The organism is Paenibacillus ottowii (genome assembly GCF_006874425.1).
Taxonomy (GTDB): Bacteria; Bacillota; Bacilli; order Paenibacillales; family Paenibacillaceae; genus Paenibacillus; species Paenibacillus ottowii.
Genome location: NZ_VIJZ01000010.1, coordinates 77,054 through 102,795 on the forward strand (window position 1 = coordinate 77,054; position 25,742 = coordinate 102,795).

A 25,742-nucleotide genomic window follows, 5' to 3' on the forward strand; every position below is an offset into this window, starting at 1 on the left:
AATACATAATACTTTGATAAAAGGGGCGAGCCCAGATGCTACAACCACCATTAAGGGATGAACTGACTCGAATACTCGAAGAGCATTCACTTGATGAAGAATTAAAAAAAGAGATCGATCAGGAAGCTCAAGCGGCTATACAATTTCATCTAGAGCATGAGGAAAATTACGAGCGTGTTGGCAATAGCCGAATTGCGGGCTACCCGGATTTGCCACCCTCGATCGAGTGGCCGTGTGATTCAGATGGAGAATATTATACGTTTATTGCTCAAATCAATTTGGGTGAAATGCCTTTTTCCCCATACGAGGGATTGCCTCATCAGGGCATATTATACTTTTTCCTTGGGCTGGATGAGCCAGCTTATGATATTGACCATAAAGTCTTTTACTATAATGGTGACAGCAGCGCTTTGAAGAAAACCTTACCGCCGACCGGGAAGGTTGAAGTATGTGCCGAGAACAGGGGTTTCACCTCGTATGCTATTTCTTTTCAGCCGATCTTGACGCTGCCATCGGAGGGTGAGCTGGGAGATATTCTGCTAGATGAGCATGAAGAGCTGTATGAGCTTCTATATGAACATAGCGACACGGTGTGGGGGCAGCATCAGTCTTTTGCCGGGAACACTCGGCGCGATGCTTATCTGTGCCAAAACGGGCTAAAGGGCCTTCTGTTTAACTCGCATAAAAGTGAAGATCAGATGCTTAAGGAAGCCGAGCAAGCTACGCATAGGGGAAGTACGGAGTATGCGGAGCATTTGCGATCCGAAGTGCTGCCTCAGCTGCAAGAATACCAGGCGAACCGGGAAAAGCACGATCTAGCTTCGGAAAATTGGCATGTTCTGCTCTCGGTATCTTCTTTGGATGAGGTTGGTATGTGCTGGTGGGACGCAGGGTATTTGGAATTTTTTATTGATCAAAGAGATCTGCAAAATCTCGATTTCACGCGCACGTATGTTAATCTGGCTACAAGCTAGCCGGGTGAATAAAAGCCCTTCCGGCTTTCCATCAGGGAAGCTACGGAAGGGCTTTTATTACATATACTTATCTATACGGTGAGTTTATTTATATCCGCTGCACGGTAAACTCGAACTCCAGCTTTTGATCGGCCGGAATTTGATATTCCTCATGCACCGGGGCGCCCCAGCTGTCGTCGCCGCCTACGCCCATTTGCTTGCCAGCTACGGTGACAACGGTGTAATACACATTGGGCAGCTCATACAGATGGGCTGCACTTTCCAGCTCAAACGCTGTATACGGTGAAATATTGCATTCAACTGGTGTGGTGGCAGGTGCGGTAATGCGAATGCCTCGCTGCGAGTCGTCGGTAATATCGACACGGCGCACGCCTGTACGGTTGCCGGATTCCTGTGGCACGACATACCCGGACACGTTATCCGTAGCCTCGTTGCGGAATACGCCAAGTCTTGCGCCGAAGGCCCGGTCGATGTAATTCTCCTCTGGTCCCATCGCATACCAGTCCAGATGGCGATAGTCCGCCGGAACTTTGAACGAAAGGGCAAAGATCGGCAGGTTAGGCAGCCCTAGCACTCCTTCATAGGTGGATTTTACGTTCAGACTGCCGTCGGCCAAAACAGTGTAGGCTACCGTTACCTGTACGTCAGCATGAATGCTTAGGGTGTAGCGGAACGTAATGGTCACACGGTCTGTCTGCTCTTCCGTAACCTCGATGCCCACGCATTTACGTGTCAGACTTGCAGCGAACCAGCCACCAGCTTCAAAGCCCAGTGCAGTTCCCCGATCATTGTCTGTGGTTGCTCGCCAGAACAACGGGGCAGGAGGCGTAGCAATCATCTCACGCCCAGCGTAGCGAAGTGAAGTCAGGCTGCCTGCTCCTTTGGAGAACATGATGGTGAAATCCGTGCCGTGAACGCCGATATTGACATCGCCATGCACCACTCGCAGGGCTTCACCTATTGGAGCTTTCAGCGGATTTGGATCTTCCACAATGAAAATATGCTGTCCGAAGGCTACTTCATGCCCAGCCTCAGCCCAATGCGTCGCTTTCTTTAATACAAGCGCCGTGTGAATGACATATTCTCCGGGCTTCCCGTCGGTACTTGGGAACGTCAGTGGAACATAGGCGTCGGTCTGAGCCGCTACATCCACAGGACTCACATTTCGTACGATTTCTTGACCCTCATGCAGCAGGCTGTATACCAGCTCGTATTCTCCCGTACCCTCGAACAGGTTCTCGTTACGAATGGTTACGCCGCCCTGATCCGGGGTAAGTTTCAGATTTTGATACAGAAATTTGACCTCCTGCATCTTCGGTGAAACCTTCCGGTCTGCATAGACAATCCCGTCCGTACAGAATCCATAGTCTGTTGGACGGTCGTCAAAATCGCCGCCGATTGCCAGGTACTCGCGTCCGTAGCGATCTTTTTTCATAACCGCCTGATCAATATAATCCCAAATGAAACCGCCCTGATACAGCTCGTATTTGTTCTCCAGTTCGGTATACTTGTGCATGCCGCCTACGGAATTGCCCATCGCATGCATGTATTCGCAACTGATATACGGCTTTTGTGGATTATCGTTCAAATATTGCTCGATGTCTGCGGGCTTGGCGTACATGCGGCTCTCCATATCGCTGATATCATCGTACGTACGATTGTGGAACACACCTTCGTAGTGCACCAGTCGAGTCGGATCGGTGGACCGGAAATAGTTGGCGACATTGCGCAGCACTTCACCTGCATACGACTCATTTCCGCAGGACCAGATCAGAATGGATGCATGGTTTTTGTCCCGCTCCAGCATGGAAATAGCGCGATCCATAACGATATCCTGCCACTCAGGCAGATTGGCGGGAATATTCCACGAAGGCTCGACTGCGCCAAGCTTTTGCCACGAACCGTGTGTTTCCAGGTTCATTTCGTCAATCACGTATATTCCGTACTCATCGCACAGCTCATACCACAGCGTCTGATTCGGATAATGAGAGGTACGTACAGCATTCATATTGTTCTGCTTGAGTGTCCGAATATCCCACAGCATATCTTCACGGGAAATCGCACGTCCGGTACGAGCGTTAAATTCATGGCGGTTTACACCTTTAAAGACGATGCGTTTGCCGTTCAGATGCATGACCTTGTTCACCATCTCGAATTTGCGGAAACCGACCTTTTGTGGGATCACCTCGACGAGTGTTCCATCGGCATCATAAATTTGAATGAACAACGTATATAAATAAGGCTTTTCCGCGCTCCAGCGCTCTACTTGCTCCAAGGTTGCTGACAGCGAAGCGGTGCCATCTGTAAAGTCAGCTTTTAAAGAAGCTACGATATGACCAGCGGCATCCTTCACCTCGACAGTTGTATGGGCTGCTGCTGGTTGTTCCAAAGTTAGTTTCAGTTCCAACAGGCCCTGCGTGTAGGTAGCATCCAGATCGGCCTTGGCATGCAGGTCACGTACATGGACAGTAGGAATCGTGTACAGATAGACGTCTCTGAAAATGCCGGAAAAACGCCAGAAATCCTGATCTTCCAGCCAAGCTCCCGTGCTTCTTTGGTATACTTCAACCGCCAGCTTATTTTCGCCAGCTTGCAGGTAGGGGGTTAGCTCAAAGTCAGACGGTGTAAAGCTGTCCTCGCTATAGCCGACAAATTGCCCGTTCAGCCATACATAGAAGGCTGACTCGACGCCTTGAAAAGAAATGAACACAGGCTGCGTGCCAGAAGCCATGTTTTCGGGCAAAACAAAGCTTTTGATATAGCTTCCGACCGGATTGTGGTCTTGTGGAATATGAGGCGGGCGAACATCTGAATGTCCGTCCCATGGGTACATCGTATTGGCGTACTGCATTTGGCCGAAGCCTTGCGTCTGAATATGACCCGGTACCTGAATATCGCTCCAGCCGCCATGCTCAAAGTCAGGGGCATAGAACTCTGCTGGGCGAGTGGCTGGGTTCGTCGTATAGTTGAACTTCCAGCTCCCATTCAGGCTGTGGCGCCAGGCCATATCGGCCTGGTGCTCTGCTTCCTGAAGTGTAGCGTAATATTTGTGATCGGAATAGGCTGGCAAACGATTTACCGCGAACTTGGTCACATCGGTGAGCCAGTCCAAACTAGGGGTATGAATGGTCAAGGCGAACACTCCTTATTTTTAAAATTGAATGAAGGCAGTACATAGCAATCTGTTATTTTACCGAGCCGACCATACCTGCAACAAAGTGCTTCTGCATCAGGAAGAATACCAGTGCAGTCGGCAGTGTGGACAGAACGATGGCGATCATGATCACGCCGTAGTCTGGCGCATAGCTGGAGCCAAGGTTCGAGATCAACAGCGGGATGGTTTGATTTTCCGGCGTTTGCAGTACAATCAGAGGCCAGAGATAGTTGTTCCAACTGGACATGAACGTGATGATCGCGGCAGCGGCGTAGGTTGTTTTCATCGTAGGCATATACACCCGGAAGAACAGACCCAGCTCGGATAATCCATCCATACGACCTGCTTCCAGTAGATCCTTGGGAAACATTTTGGTGCTTTGGCGGAAAAAGAAGATCAGGAACGCCGTAGTTACGGTCGGAATTACGACCGAAGAGAGCGTGTCAATGCCGATCCACGGTATGACATTAGAAATGCTGCCGAACATCCGGTAAAGCGGGATCATGATGGCCGCAAACGGAATCATCATCGACATCAGCAGGATATTGAAGACCACGTCTTTCGCTTTGCTTCTGTAAATTTCAAAGCCATAGCCAGCCAGTGATGCAATGAGCATAGCCAGCAACGTCGTTGAAATGGAAACCTTTGCAGAATTGCTCAGTGCTGTAACGATGTCTACTTGTTCTAGCAGATTGTGCATGTTATCCATCAGATGGGAGCCTGGCAGCAGTCTGCCTTTCGTCACATCAACCGACAGATTCGTGGAGCTGGATATCATCCACAGGAAAGGAAAAATCGAAATGAATGACACAAGAATCAGAAAGGCGTACGTAAATACTCTTTTTGTTTTCATCATTTTTTCTCACCTGCCACTTTAAACTGGATAATCGACAAGATAATGATCATAATGACGATGGAATAAGATACGGTCGCCGCATAACCAAAGTCGGATGAATACTTGAAGGACAGATTATAAATATATTGCGAAATAGAAGATGTCGCGTTACCTGGACCACCTTTGGTAATATTCATAATTTCATCGAAGAGCTGGAGTGTACCAATCGTCGATGTAATCGAGGTGAACAGGATAATTGGCTTAAGCAATGGAACGGTAATGCTGAAAAACTGCCGAATCGGGGAAGCTCCGTCAATACGGGCTGCTTCGTAGATAGAACTATCAATGTTCTGAAGACCTGACAGGTAAAAGATCATGTTGTACCCGGTCCAGCGCCATGTGATCGCAATAATAATCGTTACCTTGGCCCAGAAGGGATCTGTAATCCATTGGATTGGCGTGCCAATCACGTGCAGATTCAGCAATAAGGAGTTTACCAAGCCGTCGGCCGAGAACAGATACTTGAAAACAACCGAATAGGCTACAAGAGATGTGATACACGGCAAGAAGATGGCGGTGCGGAAAAAGCCTTTGAATTTGAGGTTTTTATCATTCAACAATACGGAAATAAACAGAGCCAAAATAACCATTAAAGGTACTTGGAAAATTAAGTAGATAAACGTGTTCTTCACGGCGGTGATGAACATTTTGTCGGTGAACAGACGCTTGTAGTTATCAATGCCGTTAAAGCTCAGATTAGAACCTGTACCCGTCTTAAAGGATAAGATGAGCGCCTGGATCATCGGATAGAAATAAAAAGCGGCAATCATGATTACTGCGATGGATATGAACAACCATCCTGTCATACCTGCTTTAAGACGTGTTGTAGTCATTTTGGGCGCGGCTGTCTTCATACCATGTCAACTCCCTATGCAGCAATAAAACCTTGAACTCGCAAGCCCAAGGTTTTAAGTGCTTATCGTTTTATTGTTTAGCCTTGGCTAGATGGACTGTCTTATTTAAGCTGTGCTTCCGCTTGTCCTTGAGCGTCCTTCAGAACTGTGTCCACATCTTTTCCGTTCAGGTAGTTTTGAATTTCAACGGTCATGATGTCCTCAATGGCATACGTGTGCAGGCCATAATTGACTTTTGGAACTTGTTTAGTCCAATCAGCAAACTTCTTGTATACTTTGTCGCCACCGAAGTAAGCATCTTCCACGTCGTAAGCTTTACCGCTGGAAGCTGCGTTCAATGAACCGACAATTCCGATTTTGCTCAGCATATCTTGATACAGCTCCGGATCGGAACCGAATGTTTCTTTCAGGAAATCAGCAGCGGTATCTTGACCGTCCGAGTTGAGGACATACCAGGAGCTGCCGCCGAGGCTGGAAGCATTCACGGATTCAGGTATATTTTTCAGTTTAGGGAAAGGAACAACAGCCCATTTACCGGATTGCGAAGCTTCAGCCTTAATCGAAGGTGTAATCCAGTTACCTGTAGGTACGGAAGCAACTGCACCGCTGTTGAACGCGGCCAGGAACTGACTCCAGTCGGCATTCATTTTAACAATGTTGGCGTCAAACAAGGCTTTGTACGTTAAGAGCGCTTCTTTTAGAGCTGGGTTGCCAGCCAGGTTTGGTGTTTTGCCGTCTTCTTTCAGGTACCAGGAACCTGCGGATTGGATCATACCACGGATCAGACCGAGGTCATTCGGATCTTGAGTCAGCATATCTTTACCTGTTTTTTGTTTTACAGCTTTACCGATTTCAATAAACTTGTCCCAATCAATATTGGTCAAGTCTGCCACTTTGTAGCCGGCTTGTTCCAGATAATCCGTTCTTACATACAATCCCATCACACCAGAGTCGAAAGGAACTCCGTACTGCTTGCCGTTGAAGCTGGTCGGTCCGATTTTATAATCAGCGAAGTCGGAGGCTTTGATCGAGCTGCTCATATCATGAAATGAATCGGGATAAGCCTGCAGGAAGTTCTGTGCACGGTAATCCTCGATTAGGACCACGTTCGGCAATCCTTTGGTAGAACCGGAGTTGAGGCCGGCATTCATTTTTTGTACGATGTCGTTTTGAGCATATTCAACAATGTTTACGGTTACATCGGGATGTTTGGCAACATAGCGATCTTTTGCCAGCTTCAGGGCTGCGATATTAAAGTTCGGGTCCCAAGCCCAGACTGTAATTTCTTTCTTGCCTGAATCTGTAGTCGTAGCTGCTTTTTCAGAATTGCTGGAGCATGCGGAGAGCAAGATCAAGCTTGCAATCAGCAGAAGGAAAGACATTTTTTTCATTTTATTCAACCCCTACTCTTTTTTTATATGTGGCTAACCATGATGTAAAACTTCTATTGAAAGCGGTTACCTTGTTTATGAATTTAGTTTATCATCCTTGCTTTGCTGGCAGTTAGGAATATCTTTATACAGATTGGTCTTATTATTATGATTTATCCAAAAAGGTACCGCTTACATTTGTGCTTTCTTTAGGTTTAGGTATTTTTTATAGACTGAACTAAAGTTGTTCACGAAGCGCCACTGCGCGACCGGATGGTGTTTCCCATCGCGTACAGAACTATTCCGCCCACTCCGTTTTTGTTTCACCTTCTTCTTTGTTTAGTTCAGCCTATATTTTTATGAGGTAGGAGGGGCGGGTTTTATGATCAGTGGCAGGGTCATTCTAACTTTGGTGCCCTCGCCCTTCTTACTGGAGATGGTCACCCCATATTCTTCTCCATACAGCAGGGTAATGCGATTGTGTACATTCTGGATGCCGATGCCCGTAAATAGTTGGCGTTTGCTCTTAGGATTCGGCAGTCCGTCTTGCGCTGTATGCCCATCCAAATCCATACCGTCTCCATCGTCAACTACCTCACAGATCAAGGTATCCTCCGTTTTGGACACCAAAATGTAGATGTTCCCTGTATTTTTCTCATTAAATGCATGGAAGAAAGAGTTTTCGATAAAAGGCTGGATAATGAGCTTGGGCACATGATACTCCAGACAATCGGGTGATACAAAATAATTCACTTGTACCCGCTGCCCGTAACGCACATGATTAATAAATACATAATTTTGCATGTTGGCCATTTCCTGCTCGATAGTGATCGTTTCGCTCACATTGCTGATGGTATTTTGCAGCAGGGAAATGAGTGCATTAATCGTCTCGGCGGCGGTTTCCTTGTTTCCCTTGAGCACTAGCATTTTGATGGAAGCCAATGTATTGTACAGAAAATGTGGATTGATCTGTCGTTGTAGTGCAGCAAGTTCTGCATTGCGTTGGCCTTTTTGCGTTTCTAAAAGCTTACGAATATAATCATTTAGTTCATCGAGCATATAGTTGTAAGCATGACTTAATTGTCTGACCTCGTAGCTGCCTGTAACCGGGATATAATTATCAAAATTTTTCTCGCGTATCGTCGACATTTGCTTGACCAGCCGAGTTAGTGAACGGATCAGGCGGCGGGAAATGAGGAAAACAATCACCAAAGCAATCAGTACAATGGCGATGCAGATCCATACCACAGATTTAACGTCAATAATTTGCCCAATCGCGGTTTGTCTATCGATCATGTTCACCAGATAAAAATCAAATGAAGGAATATAGTTGGAAAGGACGATACTCTCCTTGTTCATCACGTCCGCATTAATATAGTTCAGACCCTGTTCATTGATTTTGGTGGCATAACCCAGCAGCTCACTGGAGCGTTGTCCGATCAGGTCTTGGCGGTTGCTGGATACAATCAGTCCCGTCTTGTCCAAGATCAGCACATCATTACCGTTACTCGTGAAATTGTTATAAAAACGCCGAAATTCCGGCTCTCGGATAGCGATGTAGATCATACCGTACATGGTGCCGCTCGTTCGCTCCATAAATACTTTGGATGCGATAATATAGGGAGTTGGCTTCTGTGCAGTGCTATTCATTTGTCGATGAAACAACTCCGTATCCATCTGGTACATAAGCTGGGCAGGTCGTGCCGCGCTTCGGGCTGTAATGGCACTGCTTTTAAGCTGTTCTGCACTTACAGGCCAATAGGACGAATCGGAGTAGAAGCTCCGTCCATTCATGCCTGTTACAGTGACACCGACATCATAAGCATCGACGTTCGATTTGATTTGCTTCATTTGCTGTGCCATACCAAAGTAAATTCTTGCTGAATTAATCGAGTCAGATTGACCGCCAGTCAAATAGTTTTTGACGGTTCCATTTTCCGAAGCGTGGGTTACAGCATTCACGATAGAGTCATTGAAGGATTCAAAGCTGGACTGAATCTGGCTAAGCACCTTGGCATTCGTAATACTGAATGTTTCAGCGAAGAGTCGTTCAGACATTCGAATCGTCACCAAAGAGGTCAGCAAGGACACCGCCGTGATGCTGACCACCATAACAATAAAGATTTTGAAGAACAGACCTTGATATTTGATCTTGTGAATATATCTTTTCATATGCTATCTATCTCTTTTCTGCTCGCAGATATGCCCTTGCTCTCTAATGGAGATGCTCCCGGCGGTACTGGCTGGGCGAGTCCCCCTTCAGTTTCTTGAACACTTTAGTAAAATAGCTGGGGTCCGAATAACCTACTGTACTGCTAATATCTGAAATGGGCATCGTACCTGATCGCAGTAATTCAGCAGCCTTTTCAACTCGGATTTTGTTCAGATACTCACTAAACCCCTCTGTATGATGTGCCGTAAAATAACTGGACAAATAAGAGGGATTGAAATGGAAATATTGCCCGAGTGTCGTCAAATTGAGTGTTTCAGCATGATGTTCTTCGATATACTCCAGCAGTTTTTTCATGCCTGCACTACTTGCTTGCTGTGTTTTGGCCATGATCTGCCTGTTCGCTTCCTCCAAAAAGGCCTCCAGCAGCCGCACGGCTTCATGTACATGAGGAGCATCATTAATTTTTTTGAAATAGGAATATTTGGCCGCATCCAGCTCCTTCATATCATATCCCTGATTCCCGAGCAAAATCGTAATGTTGAACACGATGTTTCCGAGCAGTGACTTGAATTCAAAGGCGGTAGAGGAATAGTTGCCAGACATGGCGGCTACATAGGATCTTAAATCCTGAAAAGCTGTCTCAAAATGCTCGCGCTTCATCTCTTCCGTAAACTGTTTTAAATTAAACGAACTGTTCACCTGAACAGGCTGAGGGAGCTCATCTTCTATGAGCAGTGCTGTCTCCGGGAAATAAAAGCGGTAGCTTAGCAGCTTCGGTAGTTCATCCTGATAGACATTGCTAATTTGATTAAAATCATCAAATAAATGACTGACCGCCCAGCCTGTCTGTGAATCAATCTGCTTCGTATCTTGAGCCACTTCTCTAACTGCAGCCATCCAGGAGTCTACTTCCCACGGCTCCAGATTGGCTAAAAAAACAGCCGCATACACATCAGATGGCAGTTGTCGCAGAACCACGTGTTCACAGGCAGAGGCTACTCGATCTGTAAGCTTGGAAAATAGGTCCGAAGCAGAGGTAGTGGTAGAGCGCACTGTATTCTGCTGTGCCGACTGTTCTATACCTATGAGCGCAAAACGGGTATAAGGAAATGCTTGCTTCAGCAGCTCAGCGTCATAATCTATGCGATAGCCGGAGATCAATTTTTCAATCACATGGTCTATCGTAATTTGATTACCACCAGCATCTTCCTGATACTGAATGGATGGAATTTTGCGGGCCGTTCGCTGGAGCACCTGAAGCAGCTCATCTGTGTCCAGCTTGGGCTTCAAAATATAGTCAACCACACCTTGCTGAAAGGTGGAGCGCACGTAGTTAAACTCGCCGTAGCTGCTGAGCACAATGACTTCGATATCTGGATAGTTCTGTCTGACGATGCGTGTCAGCTCTTCGCCGTCCATGATCGGCATTACGATATCTGTAATGACAATATGAGGACGCAAGGCTTCAATCTGCTCCAGGGCTTCTTTCCCATTGGAAGCTTCACCTACAATTCGAAATCCGTATTGTTCCCACGACAAATGATGTTTGATCCCTTGTCGTACCAATATCTCATCATCTACAATCAAAATGTTGCATAGCTCATTCATGGCAGCACTCTCCATAATTAAATCTATTCAAAAAAGACGCCATTAAGGCGAGGGCCTGTCATCTGACAGACACATTTGATAACGCTTCCAAATTTAGCTGAAATCTAAATCATATAATCTTTACATGCTAACATAAACGACACGGCGATTCCAAAGATAATTTAGTTCCAATGGCATATAAAAGACCAAAAAAGGCTGCCGAGAAGATCTCGACAGCCTGGACAACCGGGATTTTATACAGTACCCCAGGTCCGATCTCCTGCCAAATATTTTTCAGTCAAAATAGACAGCAGTTGAATGCCAACCTCGTTATGTCCGCCCTCAGGCAGGATCAGGTCGGCGTATTTCTTGGAAGGCTCAATAAATGCTTCGTGCATTGGCTTAACCGTCGTCAAATAGTGATCATGGATCGAATGGATGGTGCGCCCACGTTCCTCAATATCACGAAGAACTCGACGGAGAATGCGAACATCAGGATCCGTATCCACAAATACCTTAATATCAAGCAGGCTGCGGAGCTTTTCGTCTGACAGTACGTGCAGACCTTCCAACATAACGATATGATTGGGCAGAAGCTCTACCGTCTCGTCCGTGGAGCGGGCGTGAACCGTAAAGTCATATACGGGCGCTTGAGTCGCTTGTCCTTTTTTCAGACATTGGAGATGCTCAATCAGCAAGTCGTTGTCAAAGGCAAACGGATGATCATAGTTGACCAAAGCACGTTCGTCATAACTCAGATGTGAATGGTCTTTATAGTAGTTATCCTGAGATATGAAAGTCACTTTATTAGATCCCAGACGCTCAACGACGGCGCGTGCGACCGTCGATTTACCGGAACCTGTACCGCCGGCAATACCAATAATTAGCATGGCGTTTCACTTACCCTTCCCTAAATGTATCCCGATACAACTCAAGTATTGTAGCACAATGCACGCTTTTTTTCATCAATGTTGCACGTTGTATTTCTTCCATTTCCGGATCTTGGCCCTGAATGTTTTGAACGGTGCTACGGAATTGATATGAATCCACCTCGCCATAGGCCAATTTGGATTAGTCCCTGTCCACTTGTGAATGCCCTGGGTAAACAGCTCTTCATGACTGAGTGTGTCCACCCAATCCAGCCCTGTCTGCTCAGCCAGCTTGAGCATATTGCGTAATTCATATAGAGAGTGATGGGAATAGGTCTTGTAGAATGCTTGGTATAGTTCGCCTAGTCTATTCCACTTGTAATTCGGGGCGGGCATGATGACGGTTTTTCCCTCCCGTTCATCTCTGTCCCAGCTCATGACAAGATCAAGCCATCCGAGCTGGTAGGCAATCATTTCGGCAGGTGTTTTATCTACTTCGGCTATTCGAGTATCCTTGAGGGATTCGTCGATCTCTTGGAACTCATTGTCGAAAAGTAAGTAAGACGCATGAATGGCTTCTTTTAACTCCAGTTTGGAAGCGTAGTCGTAACTGGACATCTAATCGCTCCTTAACATGATATGGGTGATACTAACTCCTTTATATGTACCATTCTCAATATGACAACCGTATGTCTTATTCAAAAATAAAAATATTGAGCCCGCATTGTGCGGGCTCATACCTGGCATTTACAATTGATTTGCACAGAGAGAATGCACCGTTACTTGGCGCAGAACGGTGTAGATGGTGTTTAAAGATTTTATTTCATGTCTCGCCAGTTTTGGATATTTTCTTCCCAAATATATTTATATTTTTCGACAATATCTTTAGCTGTCTTTGGTTTTTGTCCAGTCAATAATTCAATTGCATTAGACTCGACGTTTAAAAGACCTTCTTTAATGCTAGCATCAGTTGTCATGAGATCTTCGCCACAGAATGGAACAGGTGATTGAGAGAAATCTCCTGTAATTTCTTTGGGAATGTGTAACTTTTTCAAGTATTCATAATATTGCTCTGGATTGACAGGAATGTACTCAAGATCTTTACAAGAAATTTCTTTAATTAGGTTACAAAGATCTCTTACAGAAACAGACTCTGACCCTACAATGTTATAAGCCTTGTTGTCTTCGCCTTTTCCAAGGAGAGCTGCGGCTGCGGCTCTTGCACAGTCATCTTTGTGAACTAAAGTGGCTCGGCCTTCACCAGCAGTGCTTAACCATTTATTATCAGACATTAGTGCTAACATAGGATACATGGTCAGATAGTTCTCTAGATATAAATTATTTCTCATTGCATTATAGGCAATACCTGTTGACTTTAAGTAATTTTCAGTCGCTGTATGGTCTGGAGTTACAAAAACGTGAGCATATTTTGGATCCGTTGCACCGATAAAAGAACTATATGTGATGTGAGAGATTCCTGCTTTAATTGCCGTATCAATCGCATTTTTGTGTTGTTGTACTCTTTTGCCTACTTCAAGACCCGAGACAATATAGATACGATCACCATTTTTGAATGCTCGTTCCATTGATGGAATGTCATCATAATTGATTTCAAAGATTTTTACTCCTGCATTTTCCCAACGTTGAACCCTAGCTTTGGGGATTCTATCTTTTTTCATGCAAGTGAAAGTTAGATTGTGACCATCTACTTTATCAAGAACAGTTTCTGCTACGCGACTTGCTAATTGACCATCTACTCCTGTAATAATATAACGCATTTTGATACCTTCTTTCCTAGTGATAATTTTCACAAGGAAAGAATATCATAGGTTGCCGCAAGTGTGTAATTACCTTATGTTATGATTTATAAAAAACATTTATTACTAAAAGGGTGTTTCAAATGAATATTCAACAACTAAAATGCTTTGTTTCTCTTGCTGAGACACTTAACTTTTCAACAACTGCGAATAAATTAAATTTGACACAACCTGCTGTGAGTCACAACATCAAAAGCTTAGAAAATGAATTGGGAATCGTTTTAGTCGTTCGGAACAAAAGAACTGTCAATTTGACTGTAGCCGGCAATAGTTTTTATGAAGATATTGAAGGGCTTCTATTTAGATTAGACCAATCCATAAAGAAAGCAAAACGACTTTCGGAAAAATATGATAGTACCTTAATCATTGGCTACACCGAGACTGTTTTTGAGAAGAAAGTTTTGCCGGATATTATTAAGCGATTTAAGGAAAAATATCCACAGATTCAAATTCAGTTAAAAAAATCCAATTTGACTAGAGAAAAAGATGACTTATTAAACCAAAAGTTTGATATTATATTTACTACAGAAGATAATTTAGGAAAGGACATTGATTTTTGCTTTTACCCCGTTCTTAAAGGCTCGTATGTTTGTGTTTTGCCCCAAAATCATCTTCTTGCGAATGAACGTGAACTAAACTTCGAACAATTAAATCATAAATCGATCATTTTATTTAACGAGCACCAATCCCCTCCAACACTAAAAAGCATGCACAGAAAAATTATTGAGAATTGTCCTGATTCAAGTTTTACCTACGGAGATACCATAAATACAATAAACACCATGATAAAAAGTGATCTTGGTGTTTCGATTCTGCCGAATTTCGTGGTTGTTGAGGATAACGAGATCTCGTTTGTTCCTTTAAGCTACACTGAAGAAGTGATTTATGGTGTTGCTTGTCTTCGAGGTGAAGAGCGCTTAGAAGTAAAGCGATGGATTTCAACTTTAAAAGAATTACTCACCTGAACCCAGTTCTTCGCTCACAATTGTTTATAAACTCGCATCTTGTGAACAAACAGCAGGGGCAGTCTGGGGAATTAAGGACCCAACTGCCCCTGCTGTTTGTGTAGCCAGTGTAATTAGGTATGAGGTTATAGGGTGGAAGTGTTACTTGCTTTTGTCGGTATCTCCTTGTAATTAGTTATACGATTGCGCCCATGCCACTTAGAGTAGTAAAGTGCTTCGTCTGCTTTTGCGATGAGCTCCTCTGGAGCACTGTTGGCATCAGGATAGCAGATTGAGACACCAATACTCACCGTAATCACATTTTTCATGCATCCGTTATGCGGGATTGCAGCATTTTCTATGCTTAATCTCAGATTTTCGGCCATTTGCACCGCTTGTCCGGTACTCATAGCTGGCAGGATTACCGTAAATTCTTCCCCTCCGTAACGAGCAAATGTGGCTGCCGGATGATTGAGGGCCTTTTTGGCAATGGACGTTACTTTTCGCAAGCAATCATCCCCGGCTTGATGTCCGTATAAATCGTTGTATGCTTTGAAGTGATCAATATCAAAGAAAAGGAGAGACAGCCCTGTCTGATGCTGCATGGCATGTTCCCATTCATGCTTAAGCATTTCATCAAAAAAACGGCGATTTGCAATTTTGGTTAGGCCATCGAGCAGGGAAAGCTGCTTTAATTGGTCCTCCATTTTCTTCCTTTCGGAGATATCCGTAGCACTCCCAATGACCCCAACCATCTTCCCATCCAGTAAAAGCGGCGATAATGTCATCAATACCGTTAGTCTGGCACCGTCTTTTCGGATATATGACCACTCACGTGCTTCAGATACATGTTCTGACGCTCCATAAAAAAACACATTGATTCCATGAACAGGTTTCCCAATTTTTTCGGATAGCTCTTGCCCGTAAGTCTCGACTTCATTCGCGTCGTGAAAGATCAGAGGGGATGCCTTGCCAATCAGCTCGTCGGACCGGTAGCCAAGCATTTTTTCGGCCCCCTTATTGGCATGTGTTATCTCTCCCTGGTAATCAAAGGCTACTATAGCCGTGCCTACTGCGGATTGAAAAATCGCCTCTTGAAGGGCATGGAGGGAACGGTACTTTCGCTCGCTGTGCTCTAATTGTATAGTTAATTGATTTGTCGTAGAAAAGAAGGCAATTAGCGATGCTGTAAAAAGTCCGCCTAAACCGACAAATGCTAAATAGGAATAGGTATCGTTTGTAATCCCCCTCAAGAGCGATACAACGGTTATGAGCGTCATGCTCAGCAGAACTGAAAGCAACCAGCGGAGACTATAGCTTTTAACAATACGCATAATCATCCCGCTGCCGATGGCAGCTAATGTAATCGAAAACAACGGCATGATGCTGGTAAGCAGAGGTGTAAAGGTTTCCATTAAGGTTACCCGGCCAAACACAAAAAATACGACGGTCACTAAAGAAGCAGGCAGACCCCCAAAGTAAGCGGAACTGATGACAACGATATGCCGGAAATCGATAAAGGACGTTCCGTTAACCTGATAACTGAACAACAGAAGAAAAAGAGCGCAGCAGCCGTGCATAATTCCTATAAGCAGCTTGAATCGCAAGGTCCGATGATCTTTCATCAAGTAGCCCCTGAATAAATGGTTGAAGAGAAAAAGGAACGCTGTTAACAAGGCGAAGTTCGCAATCATATATCTAAACATAGGAAGTCCTTCCATATCATGTTTGTCTATTGTCGATGTTACTCTCGTTAGTAATAGTAGCAGACTTTCAATTAAACAGCGGTATTACTCATTAATCAGCTACCGCCTGAAGTATGTATTTGACAACAGGGCGGAAGATACTTCCTGCCGGGTTTTAGCGAAACATAGGATTAGTGGATAATGGGATGTTGAACTACTATTCTCGGAACTAACACGAACATTTTAGGACAAATCACACAAAAATCCAAGGGGGCTGCTAATGAACTATAACTTTAAGGAAATGAATGGGAATTGTTTTTATTTTTGAACAAGCTTATTATGGAATACTTATCGAATGAAAGCGGACTTACGACTGTAGACACGGTCAAGAGATTAGCCAGGATTCGAAACTCTAGCATTAAATTACAGCCTTCGGGATAACCGGTTTTGCAGAGCAATTGTAAAAGGATTTGCCACGCTGATTCATAGGGGCTCTTTTAACGAGCAGCTGACAGTTAGATATTCACCTATGTTCGCTTGACTGAGTATTTTATGGTGAAGTCACTTCAACAAATACTGGAGGAAAATGCGTGGGATACTATGTTAATGTAGAACCGGGCGTAAATTTATATGTGGAAGATTTAAATCCTGAGGGTAGCAAGACCATCGTTTTTTTACATGGCTGGCCTTTGAGCCATAAACAGTTTGAATATCAGTTTAATGTTCTTCCTGCAAAGGGGTACCGCTGCATAGGAATAGACTGGAGAGGTTTCGGCAATTCAGATAAACCCTTTCACGGCTACACATTGGACCGATTGGCAGATGATATTCGCAATCTAATCGGCGCCCTTCAATTAAATAACTTTATACTTGTGGGTCACTCTACAGGTGGAGCAATTGTAATTCGATATATGGCCAGGTTCAAGGGTTACGGAGTATCTAAGCTTGTTCTCATAGACGCTGCGGCTCCCGTGGGTTTTGCTGATAAAGAAGCCGCCAATCAAATGCTGAATGAAACATTAAAGGATCGGCCCAAGATGATACGGGGATTAATAGACAGTTTTTTCTTCCAGTATATAACAGATCCGCTCTCAGATTGGTTTTTTCAGTTGGGATTACAGGCAGGAGGCTGGTCAACTGCGGCTGTCATAGTTATGTTAAGGGATGAAAATGTATATGGTGACCTGCCCCAAATATCTGTCCCTACGTTAATTGTCCATGGTATTCACGACCAAGTGATTCCATTTGCACAGGCCGAGGAACTCAATCAAAACATAAGAAATTCACAGCTTGTCCCGTTTCAGTACAGCGGTCATGGCGCATTTTGGGAAGAGCGTGACAGGTTCAACCATTTGTTGAGGCAATTTATTGGATAGTACCGATAAGCGCTGTTTTTTGATTCACTCCCTCTTGCGCTTGGGAAGAGCGAAGCGAAAAAGAAGTTAACCGGAGTATTCACAGAAAGATAAAAGCCTGAGAAACGATCTGTTGAAAGCAGGTTGTTTCTCAGGCTTCTTACATTTTTCGCAACCTCTGTTGCAGCTACTACAGAATCCGGATTTATTGCTCCGGTATAGACTTTTGCGCCTCTTTTTAAAAGCTCAAGAGCTAAATGCTTTCCAAGTCCCCGATCCGCTAGGCCTATTCCAGCCTTGAAACTGACCGGGTCCGACGCAAGAGAGCTTCTGTCTACGGAGCTGATTTTCATAACGTCATTCATTGTCAATAGTACTTTTCCTCAGCAATTCGTTGGAGTTCAGATATAGGTAGTAAACAAAAAAGAAGTCAGTACAGATATGCTCTGTTGCTGACTTCTTTTTTAATTACGTCTAGGCTGCGTTTGGTACGAACTTAACCGATTACGACAAATGAGGACACGCCAGCAGGTACGGATCTAATCCGGAACAGCGTTCCATCATCTCTAAAGGTGCGCAGAACATAAGCTTGGTTCGTAGGTGTGCGGACCCTGCTGAATCGAGCAGTACCAAAACTGTCAAAGCCTGCAGCCTGGACGAAAGTTCCATCTAAACGGCGAAGTGTAGCGAAAAATCCGGTTGTGTTAAAAGGTACACCATCATTGTTAGCCCAGATAACTGTAAATCGACGAAATGTTTGTGTTGGGCTGACATTGCGATATCTCGTAATAGGAACTTTTCTGCCCGTAGATTTCAGCGTTTTTGGAGGACGAATGGCCACTAAAAATCAACTCCTTTGTTGTGATGAGATATTAAATGCACACAAAGGAGCGTTGGACCGTGCTATAAACTACTCTACCTTAAAATAGGCATATAACAAACCCGAACGGGTACTCTGTATACACGATAGTCCGATATGAGACATCATTATGCCCAATCGCGCCGTAACGTGAAGAGGTCTTTTAACGCTTCTGTAGACAGCTCCGTAATCCAGCCCTCGGTACTGGTGATGATTTGATCACTGAGCTGCTGCTTGCTCTCCAGCATTTCGTCAATGCGTTCCTCCAGCGTGCCGAGCGAGATGAATTTGTGGACCTGCACATCTTTGGTTTGTCCCATCCGGTAGGCTCGGTCTGTAGCCTGATTTTCAACAGCCGGATTCCACCAGCGATCAAAGTGAAAGACATGGTTGGCAGCTGTCAAATTGAGACCCACGCCCCCTGCTTTGAGCGATAAAATAAACACGGACGGCTGTTCGTCAGGAGGGAGCGTGTGAGATTGGAATTGCTCAATCATTCGGTCCCGCGCAGATTTGGATGTACTGCCATTCAGATAAAGCACGGGTTCTTGAAGCTCCTGAGCGAGTACCTGCTGAAGCATCTGCCCCATACCAATATACTGCGTAAAAATAAGACAGCGATCGCCTTCCTCCCGTAGCTCTTTGACCATAGCTAGAATGCGCTCCAGCTTGGATGAACGGTTAATGATCGCTTCAAGATCGGATGGACGATAACCAGAAGCTGCTGCATCCGGTAGCGCCTCTTTGGTTAAGAGAGCAGGGTGGTCACAAAGCTGCTTCAACTGGGTCAGAGCTGATAAAATAGCTCCTTTGCGCTCGATACCCTCCAGCTTTTGCATCCGTTCCATCAGTTCTTTAACAATCTGATCATAGAGCGCGCCCTGCTCGGAGGTGAGGTGAATGTACGTTTTCATCTCGTTCTTGTCGGGCAAATCGAGCTGTATCGCAGGGTCTTTCTTTTTGCGCCGCAGCATGAAAGGCTGAACCAGCTTTTGCAGATCCATCGTGCGCTGCTCATTATGTTCTTTCTCAATAGCATTCATAAAGCGGTTGCTAAAGGCGCGTGAGCTACCCAGATAACCTGGATTGATAAAATCATAAATGGACCATAGCTCGGACAGCCGATTTTCAATAGGTGTTCCTGTCAACGCGATACGATGACGTGCAGGGAAGCTGCGAACAGCAGTGGATTGCTTGGTTTGTGCATTTTTAATGTTTTGCGCTTCATCCAGGCAGATCGAATCCCAGGTTATGCTTTGCAGCAGCTCTTGATCCAAAGCTGCTGTAGCAAAAGAAGTCAGGATGACATCCGCTTGCGCGGCTTTTTCGCGGAACCAATCTCCTTGCTCCCGCTTGCTTCCATAGTGCAGTATGACCCTCAAGGAAGGAGCGAAGCGTCTGAGCTCCTTCTGCCAGTTGCCCAACACCGAAGTCGGGCAAATCAATAGGGAACTGGAGCGCACACCCGTCTCGGTGGCAATTTCCTGTAGGTGCAGTAAGTAAGTAATAAACTGCACCGTTTTGCCAAGTCCCATATCATCGGCCAGGCAGGCGCCCAATCCGAAGCGCCGCAAAAAGGCAAGCCATGCGTACCCGTCCTGCTGATACGTCCGCAGCTCGGCTTGCAGCCCGTCCGGTACGTCCAAAGCGGGCCAGTCCGATTGCCGTCCGAGCTGGCTGATCAGCTTCAGCAGATGAGCGTTCAGCTCGACCTCCAGTCGGAAGCGTGCCGGGTCCTCCGGCTGCTCGCCTGAAGCGTTGCCTTCAGGCTCGTCGGTGTTGCCGAGCAGATGCAGCTGCAGGATGTCCTGAAAGGACAATCCCTGAGCGCTGTCGATCCCGTTCATGGCTCGGCGGATTTGCGCCAGCAGCGCAGGGTCGAGCGCGATCCATTGGCCGCGGAAGCGTACCAAGCGCTCGTTGCGAGCCACGAGCTCGGCGAATTCCGACTCGCTCAGATCGGCATCGCCGATGGCTACACGCCAATCGAACTGGACAATCGAGTCCAGTCCGAACAGCGAGCCGCCCTTTGCGCGCGCTTCTGCCCCTTCGCCTGGGCGAACCTTGGCCCGCAGCTTTGGCTTCTTGCGAGTGGCTGCCTCCCACCAAGCCGGCAGCAGTACCTGCCAACCGCTTTCCAGCAGACGCTGGCTGTCGGTCGTCAGGAATTGCCATGCTGCTTCGTCAGAGAGCGGGCGACTCAGTATATCGTCGCGGCTTCCGGCAAGCTGGCCTGCGGGCAACATGGCAGTCAAGCGTTCCAGCCATCCGCCTGAGCGCTCACGCACATGCGCCGTCCACGCATCGGGCCATGAACCGGATGCGTAACCATCGTCGGCAAGCTGTACAGGCACCAGCAAGGCCGGGTCCTGCTTGTCCTGCAACACAAGCTTGAGCTGCCAGGACGGCTCGTCGTCCTCCAGCTCTGGCTCCAGTAGTTGCAGAAGCGGGCGGAAAGGCGCGGTATCAGCCTTCCAGCCAATGGCGATTAGCCATGCTTGAGCGTCCAGACCGGCCGTGACCTGGCGATTAGGGGCGAAGAGAATCGGATATTCTCTTCGCAGGTCAGCGGCTTCCGCTTCGGTGCCGTACCAGCGCTGAAAGATAGCGGCTGAGAACGCCGCTATCAACCCGTCGCGCTCGTTCTGATCCAATCGGTCCAGCAAAGTCAGCTCTGCCGGTTGGATATTTTCCAAGGCTTCTGTATCCCATTCCCATTGCAGCTTCCCTGCCTGAAACGACGCAAAGCTGGGCACATAGGCTTTTGCCTCAATGCAGTGAGCTAATAGAGGGATCAGCCGAAGCCACGGGGCATTGGCCTCGTCCCAGATCCATTCGATATGCTTCAGCAGCTCCTGCTCGGACAAAAAAGGAATCACTTGCTCCGAGGGCAGCACGATAATATCGGTGTCTTGAACATGCTGGATCTCCAGCTCGGTGCCGTAGAATGAAGCCTCATGCCAAGCAAACAGACGTTGCTTCAGCATTTGGCCGGAAATGCTATAGTTCATGGAGGAATCGCCATAGATTAGCGCATCTCCATAGGTAGTTAATTGGATATGCACCGTAATTGTTTCGGTATATTGGCTCATGATAACAATTTCCCTTTCCGCAATTCCTCCTGTAATGCTCGCAGGCGGCTGTGACGGCTGGTAAAGGTCGTGAAGAACAGCTCCCAGCGTGTTTCTTGCTTCATTTTTTTGTACAGCTTGGACAATCGCTTTAACAGCTTAACTGCTGCTTTATAGCTGGATCTGTTTTTTTCCAGCACATAACGTTCTACCGCTTGATGGTAAAAAGGTAGTATCAACTCGGGTGCATTCTTTTCAATCGGTTGCAGCATGCTCACCCGAAAACTTAAAGGTTCACTGCGTATGCTTAGCTGATAGTCAATCCATTGTTGCCATTTTTCATGAGCAAGCAGGGCCTCTTCATACATCCTCCCGGCAAATGGAAGCATACCCATCAGCGTGTCCCACATGTCCTCTTCTGTATCTGGAAGGTGCTGCAAAACCAGCTCCCAATAATGCATATAATCCTGTAAATGATCATCCCGATGGCTGTGGAGCAGGGGACCGATATGCCGCAGTCCGTTTTTGAGACGTACCCAATCTTCAGCCTGTCGCAACGCGTATAAGAACAACAGCAATTGGCCGGAGGAGATTTTTAGTGGAAAAGCTCGTTCTGCCCCCTGTAGCAATTCCCAGGCTTTTTGATCCTGCGCTTGGTATACATACATCCAGCTCTGAGCCAGCATCCATGGAAGCCGTGCCAGCGTTGCACCAAGGTCTTCCTCAGCTGCATGTAAATGTTGTAATTCCTCTGTATATATGCTGGAATCCTGCCTTACAGGATGCACCCAGTACAGCCAAAACTGAAAATATGCGTCCGCAAAATAAGTACCGTTCCGCGACTCTGTCAGCATTTTTCGGCGCAAATAAGCTAAGGTTTCTGCCATACGGGCTTCGTGCATCGGTTCATCATTCAGTTCCAAGGGACGCTCAAAATCACGCTCGATTGCCTCCTTAAGCTCATCTGCGGCGATTTGGGTGTAGTAGCCCATATAGGTATGAGTAGGGTAACCTGTCATGGGGGCCTGAGGCAGCAGCTTTTCCAGTACACGCAGATGAGCATGCAGTCCATATAGCTGCTGCATGCCAGGTGAGAGCGGCGGCTTCACCGCATAGATCGAAGCTAGAGCGCTTTGAACATATTGAGAATTTTGGGTGTGTACATGATTCAAGGCAATACATTGATCAAACAGATCGTGCCATTCGGAAACGGGTATGTCCGGTATGTTGCTGGCTGTTTTACTGAGAGCATGCCTTGCTGCTTCGTTGTGTTCCAGCGAAAGGTTCGACCGGGAAGCAGGTGGGATACGGGTGTCTGCTTTTGCAGTCAACCGTGTGAATCCCGCCGAATGAGCATTCACTAATGCATGTACGGAACGTTCCTGTTCATTCGCGTAATTCAGCAATACGGCGATCATATGCTTGCAGTTGGTATGAACAGGGCATGTACATCGGCTGGCAGCAAAAGCGGCCAAGTGGAGATCTACCTCATAAAGCTCATTCCCGTCCACGACAGCCGCGATATGGTCGGCATCAGGCATTGCAAATTCTTTTACCTTTCCCTGCTTGAAATACTGGAAACCTCGTTTGATCGTCACATCATTAAAATGGTCAGCCACATTTTGAATAAGCCGCTGCCACTGTATATCATCCATAAGATAGGTTGGTTTCATAATTAGTCTCCTAAGAGAGAATAGTTGATCTGGAAATAGCTTAACTCTTCCATTATATCAGTTCGCGAATGTAATTGAGTGGAGGAGGCAGTTGGAAAATTTCGAAGGATAACCGCTGATTAAAAAGTAAAGCCCCTTACGCTATAGCATAAGGGGAGAGTCATTGGGAAGAACGAGGAGATATCTTTTACTGTTTCCCATCCGTTTTTTCTGTTCGATGGAAAACCATAGAGATGACGAGAAGCACCAAGGGTACTACCGCATTTATAACAATTCCAAAATAACCGATTATTTTATCGAAGTTGCCTATTTCAATAAAATTTTGTGGGTATATGCTCAGGCAAAATAATATAATTAACGGGAGATAACAGATATACTTGTTCCATTTCTGGGTGAGCTGGCTGATCCCGGTAACAATATAGAAATAATAATTTGAGGCGGTCATGAAAATTTTGATCGTCCACAAGATGATAAATAATATTTCAAATCGTTCCAGGAACGCGCCGGGGAATTCAATTTGCTGTGCAAAAGAAACGACTGGCCACTGCAGTCGGGAGACTTCCTCGACTGACATACAGCCAACGACCATTGTGACCATTAAAATATACAACCCCATTGCAATCGAGTAGCCGATCCAACCAGCCTTCCATGCTTTTTGTGGATTGGCCATTACATTAGTTAAGATAAGGATGGATTCAAAACCCATGGTAGAGAAAGGGATAACTTTAAGTGATTCAAAGATCGGACGCCATCCTTTATGGAAAACCGGACGCAAATTATCAAGATTAAAATGGTTGATATTAAAAACGATCAACAATAAAAAAACAATAAAGGTTAAAGGGAAAAAAAGCTCGATCAATCGAACCATGGCATGGAGACCGCCCCAGGTCAAATAACCAATAAGCAGAAGAAACGGCATGAGAATCATGCTTATTGGCGTTCTCTCCAGTGCAAGACCTTTGAGAAATTCTGCCATCATTCTACACACAAGAGAGCAGATCATCATGCAGAATACAATAAATGCGATATTGATCAGAAAGCCGATGAGTTTACCTGCAATCACAGGATTGAACTCATAGAACGTTTTTCCTGGAAATCGATGACATAATTTAACATGGATAAAAATAACGACGATCCCAAGTAGAGTTGCAAGCAAAAGTCCCTGCCACACGTCGGGCGTTTTCGTCTTTTCTGCAATGGTTCTTGGTAAACTGACAATACCCACAGCATATACAGTCGAAGTGACGGTGAATAAGGCTTGCAGGGTAGAAATTTTTTCTTGTTTCATGGAAGGTATGTTAGACATTTACTCACCCTCTTCTTTTGAATAAGCACCAGTTCGCTTGATCTGTACTTTAGCCTTAACATCGATTGGTATTTGACTGAATGTATCTTGCCAATTTTCCTTTACCCGATCCCAGTAAGCGGGATAATTTACTTTTACCTTTGTGCCAAAACCGACTACGTCTGCTCTCATGTTTTTTTGAAGTGTATTTAGTGATTGGGATACGGTCTGTTTGATTTCATCCTGCACCGCTTCTTTGGCAGTTTGGATGAATGATTCCTTCAGGAAGTCTACAGAATTAACCGTGCTTTCATTAAGTTTGGTATCTGCTTTAATACGAACTGTGAATGAGAGATCCTGCCCGTTCATGTGGGGAATAAGTTTTGTGTGGACATCCTCAACGTCAAACACCATCGACTGATTTGACTTGGACATCTCTGTTTTAATAATGGAATCTTTTGTTTTTCCAAGCAGCCAGTTAATTCCACTGACATCCTCTTCGTCTAGCTTATAAGCAAATTTCTTCGTTTTACCGCTGATCAGAGCTGCTCCTGAGAAGTGGTTGCCTCCATCGGTTTCTATGTATTGGACGAGGAAGTCAGCTCCTTGTGAGATATGTGTAGAAATTTCCCCCAATGTTATTCTAGAAGGTATTTTTGAGTTTAAATCGCTATTTTTAGCCAATGCCTCGAGGTCAATAGAAGGGATCTCTTGATGCTTGCCGATCTTATTGAGCGCTTCTTTTGCATTGCCTTTTATGATCATAACAAGTGATTTTCGACTTGGTTTATAGGATCGAGTAAACGTATCCAACAATTGGTCGATTCTTCTTTTTTGTATAGCTTCGTCACTAATTAAAATCAAGCGAATAAAACTATATAAAGGAGCACGGGATACCTGCTTGGCCTGTTCCCTGGAAGCAGACTGAATGGAATCCTTGTCTAAAGTGGTTACGTTGCTGTACATATTTCTTCTGGATTTCTGCGCTATTAAGTGCTGGTAGGTAAGTTCCAGCATATCCTGCTGATCCGTATCAATGGCGACACCCTGGATAATACTCAAGGTATCGATCTCTTTACTATCCCAGCAACCGGCGAGAAGAGCACATGCGATCCATGCGGCACAGCATTTTTGTAACCATAAAGTTCGACGAAGCAGAAAGAGGTATGAGATCATA

18 protein-coding genes are annotated in these 25,742 nt (G+C 45.6%); 3 read left to right on the plus strand and 15 right to left on the minus strand.

All coding sequences use genetic code 11. From position 1 onward, the window contains the following. Positions 1 to 35: 35 nt before the first annotated feature. Positions 36 to 974 carry a YwqG family protein gene (locus FKV70_RS21020; protein WP_142614181.1) on the plus strand — a complete coding sequence of 313 codons (939 nt, stop codon included), beginning with the start codon at positions 36 to 38 and terminating at the stop codon, positions 972 to 974. 88 nt (positions 975 to 1,062) lie between these two features. Here FKV70_RS21020 and lacZ read toward each other — a convergent pair whose 3' ends face one another. The 9 genes from lacZ to FKV70_RS21065 all read right to left on the minus strand — a co-directional run bounded on the left by lacZ (position 1,063) and on the right by FKV70_RS21065 (position 13,654). Then, complete coding sequence (gene lacZ, locus FKV70_RS21025; protein WP_142614183.1) at positions 1,063 to 4,107, minus strand: beta-galactosidase, LacZ type; 3,045 nt, start codon at positions 4,105 to 4,107, stop codon at positions 1,063 to 1,065. Positions 4,108 to 4,159: 52 nt separating this feature from the next. Beyond that, entirely contained in the window at positions 4,160 to 4,984 is an 825-nt protein-coding gene (locus FKV70_RS21030) for a carbohydrate ABC transporter permease (RefSeq protein ID WP_142614185.1), read from the minus strand. Then, positions 4,981 to 5,877 (minus strand): carbohydrate ABC transporter permease, encoded by an 897-nt coding sequence (locus FKV70_RS21035; protein WP_016820161.1) that lies wholly within the window; start codon positions 5,875 to 5,877, stop codon positions 4,981 to 4,983. The genes FKV70_RS21030 and FKV70_RS21035 overlap by 4 nt, the downstream gene beginning before the upstream one ends. 101 nt (positions 5,878 to 5,978) lie before the next feature. After that, complete coding sequence (locus FKV70_RS21040) at positions 5,979 to 7,268, minus strand: ABC transporter substrate-binding protein (RefSeq protein ID WP_063206738.1); 1,290 nt, start codon at positions 7,266 to 7,268, stop codon at positions 5,979 to 5,981. A 336-nt stretch (positions 7,269 to 7,604) separates the two neighbouring features. Beyond that, positions 7,605 to 9,419: a cache domain-containing sensor histidine kinase gene (locus FKV70_RS21045; protein ID WP_142614187.1), complete on the minus strand. Its 1,815-nt coding sequence runs from the start codon at positions 9,417 to 9,419 to the stop codon at positions 7,605 to 7,607. Between the two features lie 43 nt (positions 9,420 to 9,462). Beyond that, positions 9,463 to 11,028: a response regulator transcription factor gene (locus FKV70_RS21050; protein WP_142614189.1), complete on the minus strand. Its 1,566-nt coding sequence runs from the start codon at positions 11,026 to 11,028 to the stop codon at positions 9,463 to 9,465. A 233-nt stretch (positions 11,029 to 11,261) separates the two neighbouring features. Continuing rightward, complete coding sequence (gene udk, locus FKV70_RS21055) at positions 11,262 to 11,897, minus strand: uridine kinase (protein WP_013368919.1); 636 nt, start codon at positions 11,895 to 11,897, stop codon at positions 11,262 to 11,264. Between the two features lie 75 nt (positions 11,898 to 11,972). After that, positions 11,973 to 12,494, minus strand: coding sequence for a ClbS/DfsB family four-helix bundle protein (locus FKV70_RS21060; protein WP_142614191.1), 522 nt, complete (start codon positions 12,492 to 12,494; stop codon positions 11,973 to 11,975). Positions 12,495 to 12,694: 200 nt separating this feature from the next. After that, positions 12,695 to 13,654, minus strand: a complete 960-nt coding sequence (locus FKV70_RS21065; protein WP_142614193.1) for an NmrA family NAD(P)-binding protein — start codon at positions 13,652 to 13,654, stop codon at positions 12,695 to 12,697. A gap of 122 nt (positions 13,655 to 13,776) precedes the next feature. Between FKV70_RS21065 and FKV70_RS21070 the strand changes: the two genes are divergently transcribed. Next, complete coding sequence (locus tag FKV70_RS21070) at positions 13,777 to 14,658, plus strand: LysR family transcriptional regulator (RefSeq protein WP_142614196.1); 882 nt, start codon at positions 13,777 to 13,779, stop codon at positions 14,656 to 14,658. A 125-nt stretch (positions 14,659 to 14,783) separates the two neighbouring features. Here the strand turns inward: FKV70_RS21070 and FKV70_RS21075 are convergent, their stop codons facing one another. Continuing rightward, the gene (locus tag FKV70_RS21075) at positions 14,784 to 16,358 is read right to left on the minus strand and encodes a sensor domain-containing diguanylate cyclase (RefSeq protein ID WP_331709492.1); all 1,575 of its coding nucleotides are present in this window, start codon (positions 16,356 to 16,358) and stop codon (positions 14,784 to 14,786) included. Between the two features lie 554 nt (positions 16,359 to 16,912). Here FKV70_RS21075 and FKV70_RS21080 point away from each other — a divergent pair. Further along, entirely contained in the window at positions 16,913 to 17,698 is a 786-nt protein-coding gene (locus FKV70_RS21080; protein WP_142614198.1) for an alpha/beta fold hydrolase, read from the plus strand. Positions 17,699 to 18,173: 475 nt separating this feature from the next. On the opposite strand, the gene FKV70_RS21090 is transcribed toward FKV70_RS21080, so the two are convergent. From FKV70_RS21090 to FKV70_RS21110, 5 genes are all read right to left on the minus strand, one after another. Further along, positions 18,174 to 18,518 carry a hypothetical protein gene (locus tag FKV70_RS21090; protein ID WP_142614200.1) on the minus strand — a complete coding sequence of 115 codons (345 nt, stop codon included), beginning with the start codon at positions 18,516 to 18,518 and terminating at the stop codon, positions 18,174 to 18,176. A 146-nt stretch (positions 18,519 to 18,664) separates the two neighbouring features. Next, a complete protein-coding gene (locus tag FKV70_RS21095; RefSeq protein WP_142614202.1) occupies positions 18,665 to 21,628 on the minus strand; it encodes a DEAD/DEAH box helicase in 2,964 nt (987 codons plus the stop codon). Next, positions 21,625 to 23,280 (minus strand): SWIM zinc finger family protein, encoded by a 1,656-nt coding sequence (locus FKV70_RS21100; protein ID WP_142614204.1) that lies wholly within the window; start codon positions 23,278 to 23,280, stop codon positions 21,625 to 21,627. Before FKV70_RS21100 ends, FKV70_RS21095 begins: the two co-directional genes overlap by 4 nt. Before the next feature lie 187 nt (positions 23,281 to 23,467). After that, complete coding sequence (locus FKV70_RS21105) at positions 23,468 to 24,568, minus strand: GerAB/ArcD/ProY family transporter (protein ID WP_244310799.1); 1,101 nt, start codon at positions 24,566 to 24,568, stop codon at positions 23,468 to 23,470. 18 nt (positions 24,569 to 24,586) lie between these two features. After that, the gene (locus tag FKV70_RS21110) at positions 24,587 to 25,741 is read right to left on the minus strand and encodes a Ger(x)C family spore germination protein (RefSeq protein WP_142614208.1); all 1,155 of its coding nucleotides are present in this window, start codon (positions 25,739 to 25,741) and stop codon (positions 24,587 to 24,589) included. Between the last annotated feature and the right edge of the window lies 1 nt (position 25,742).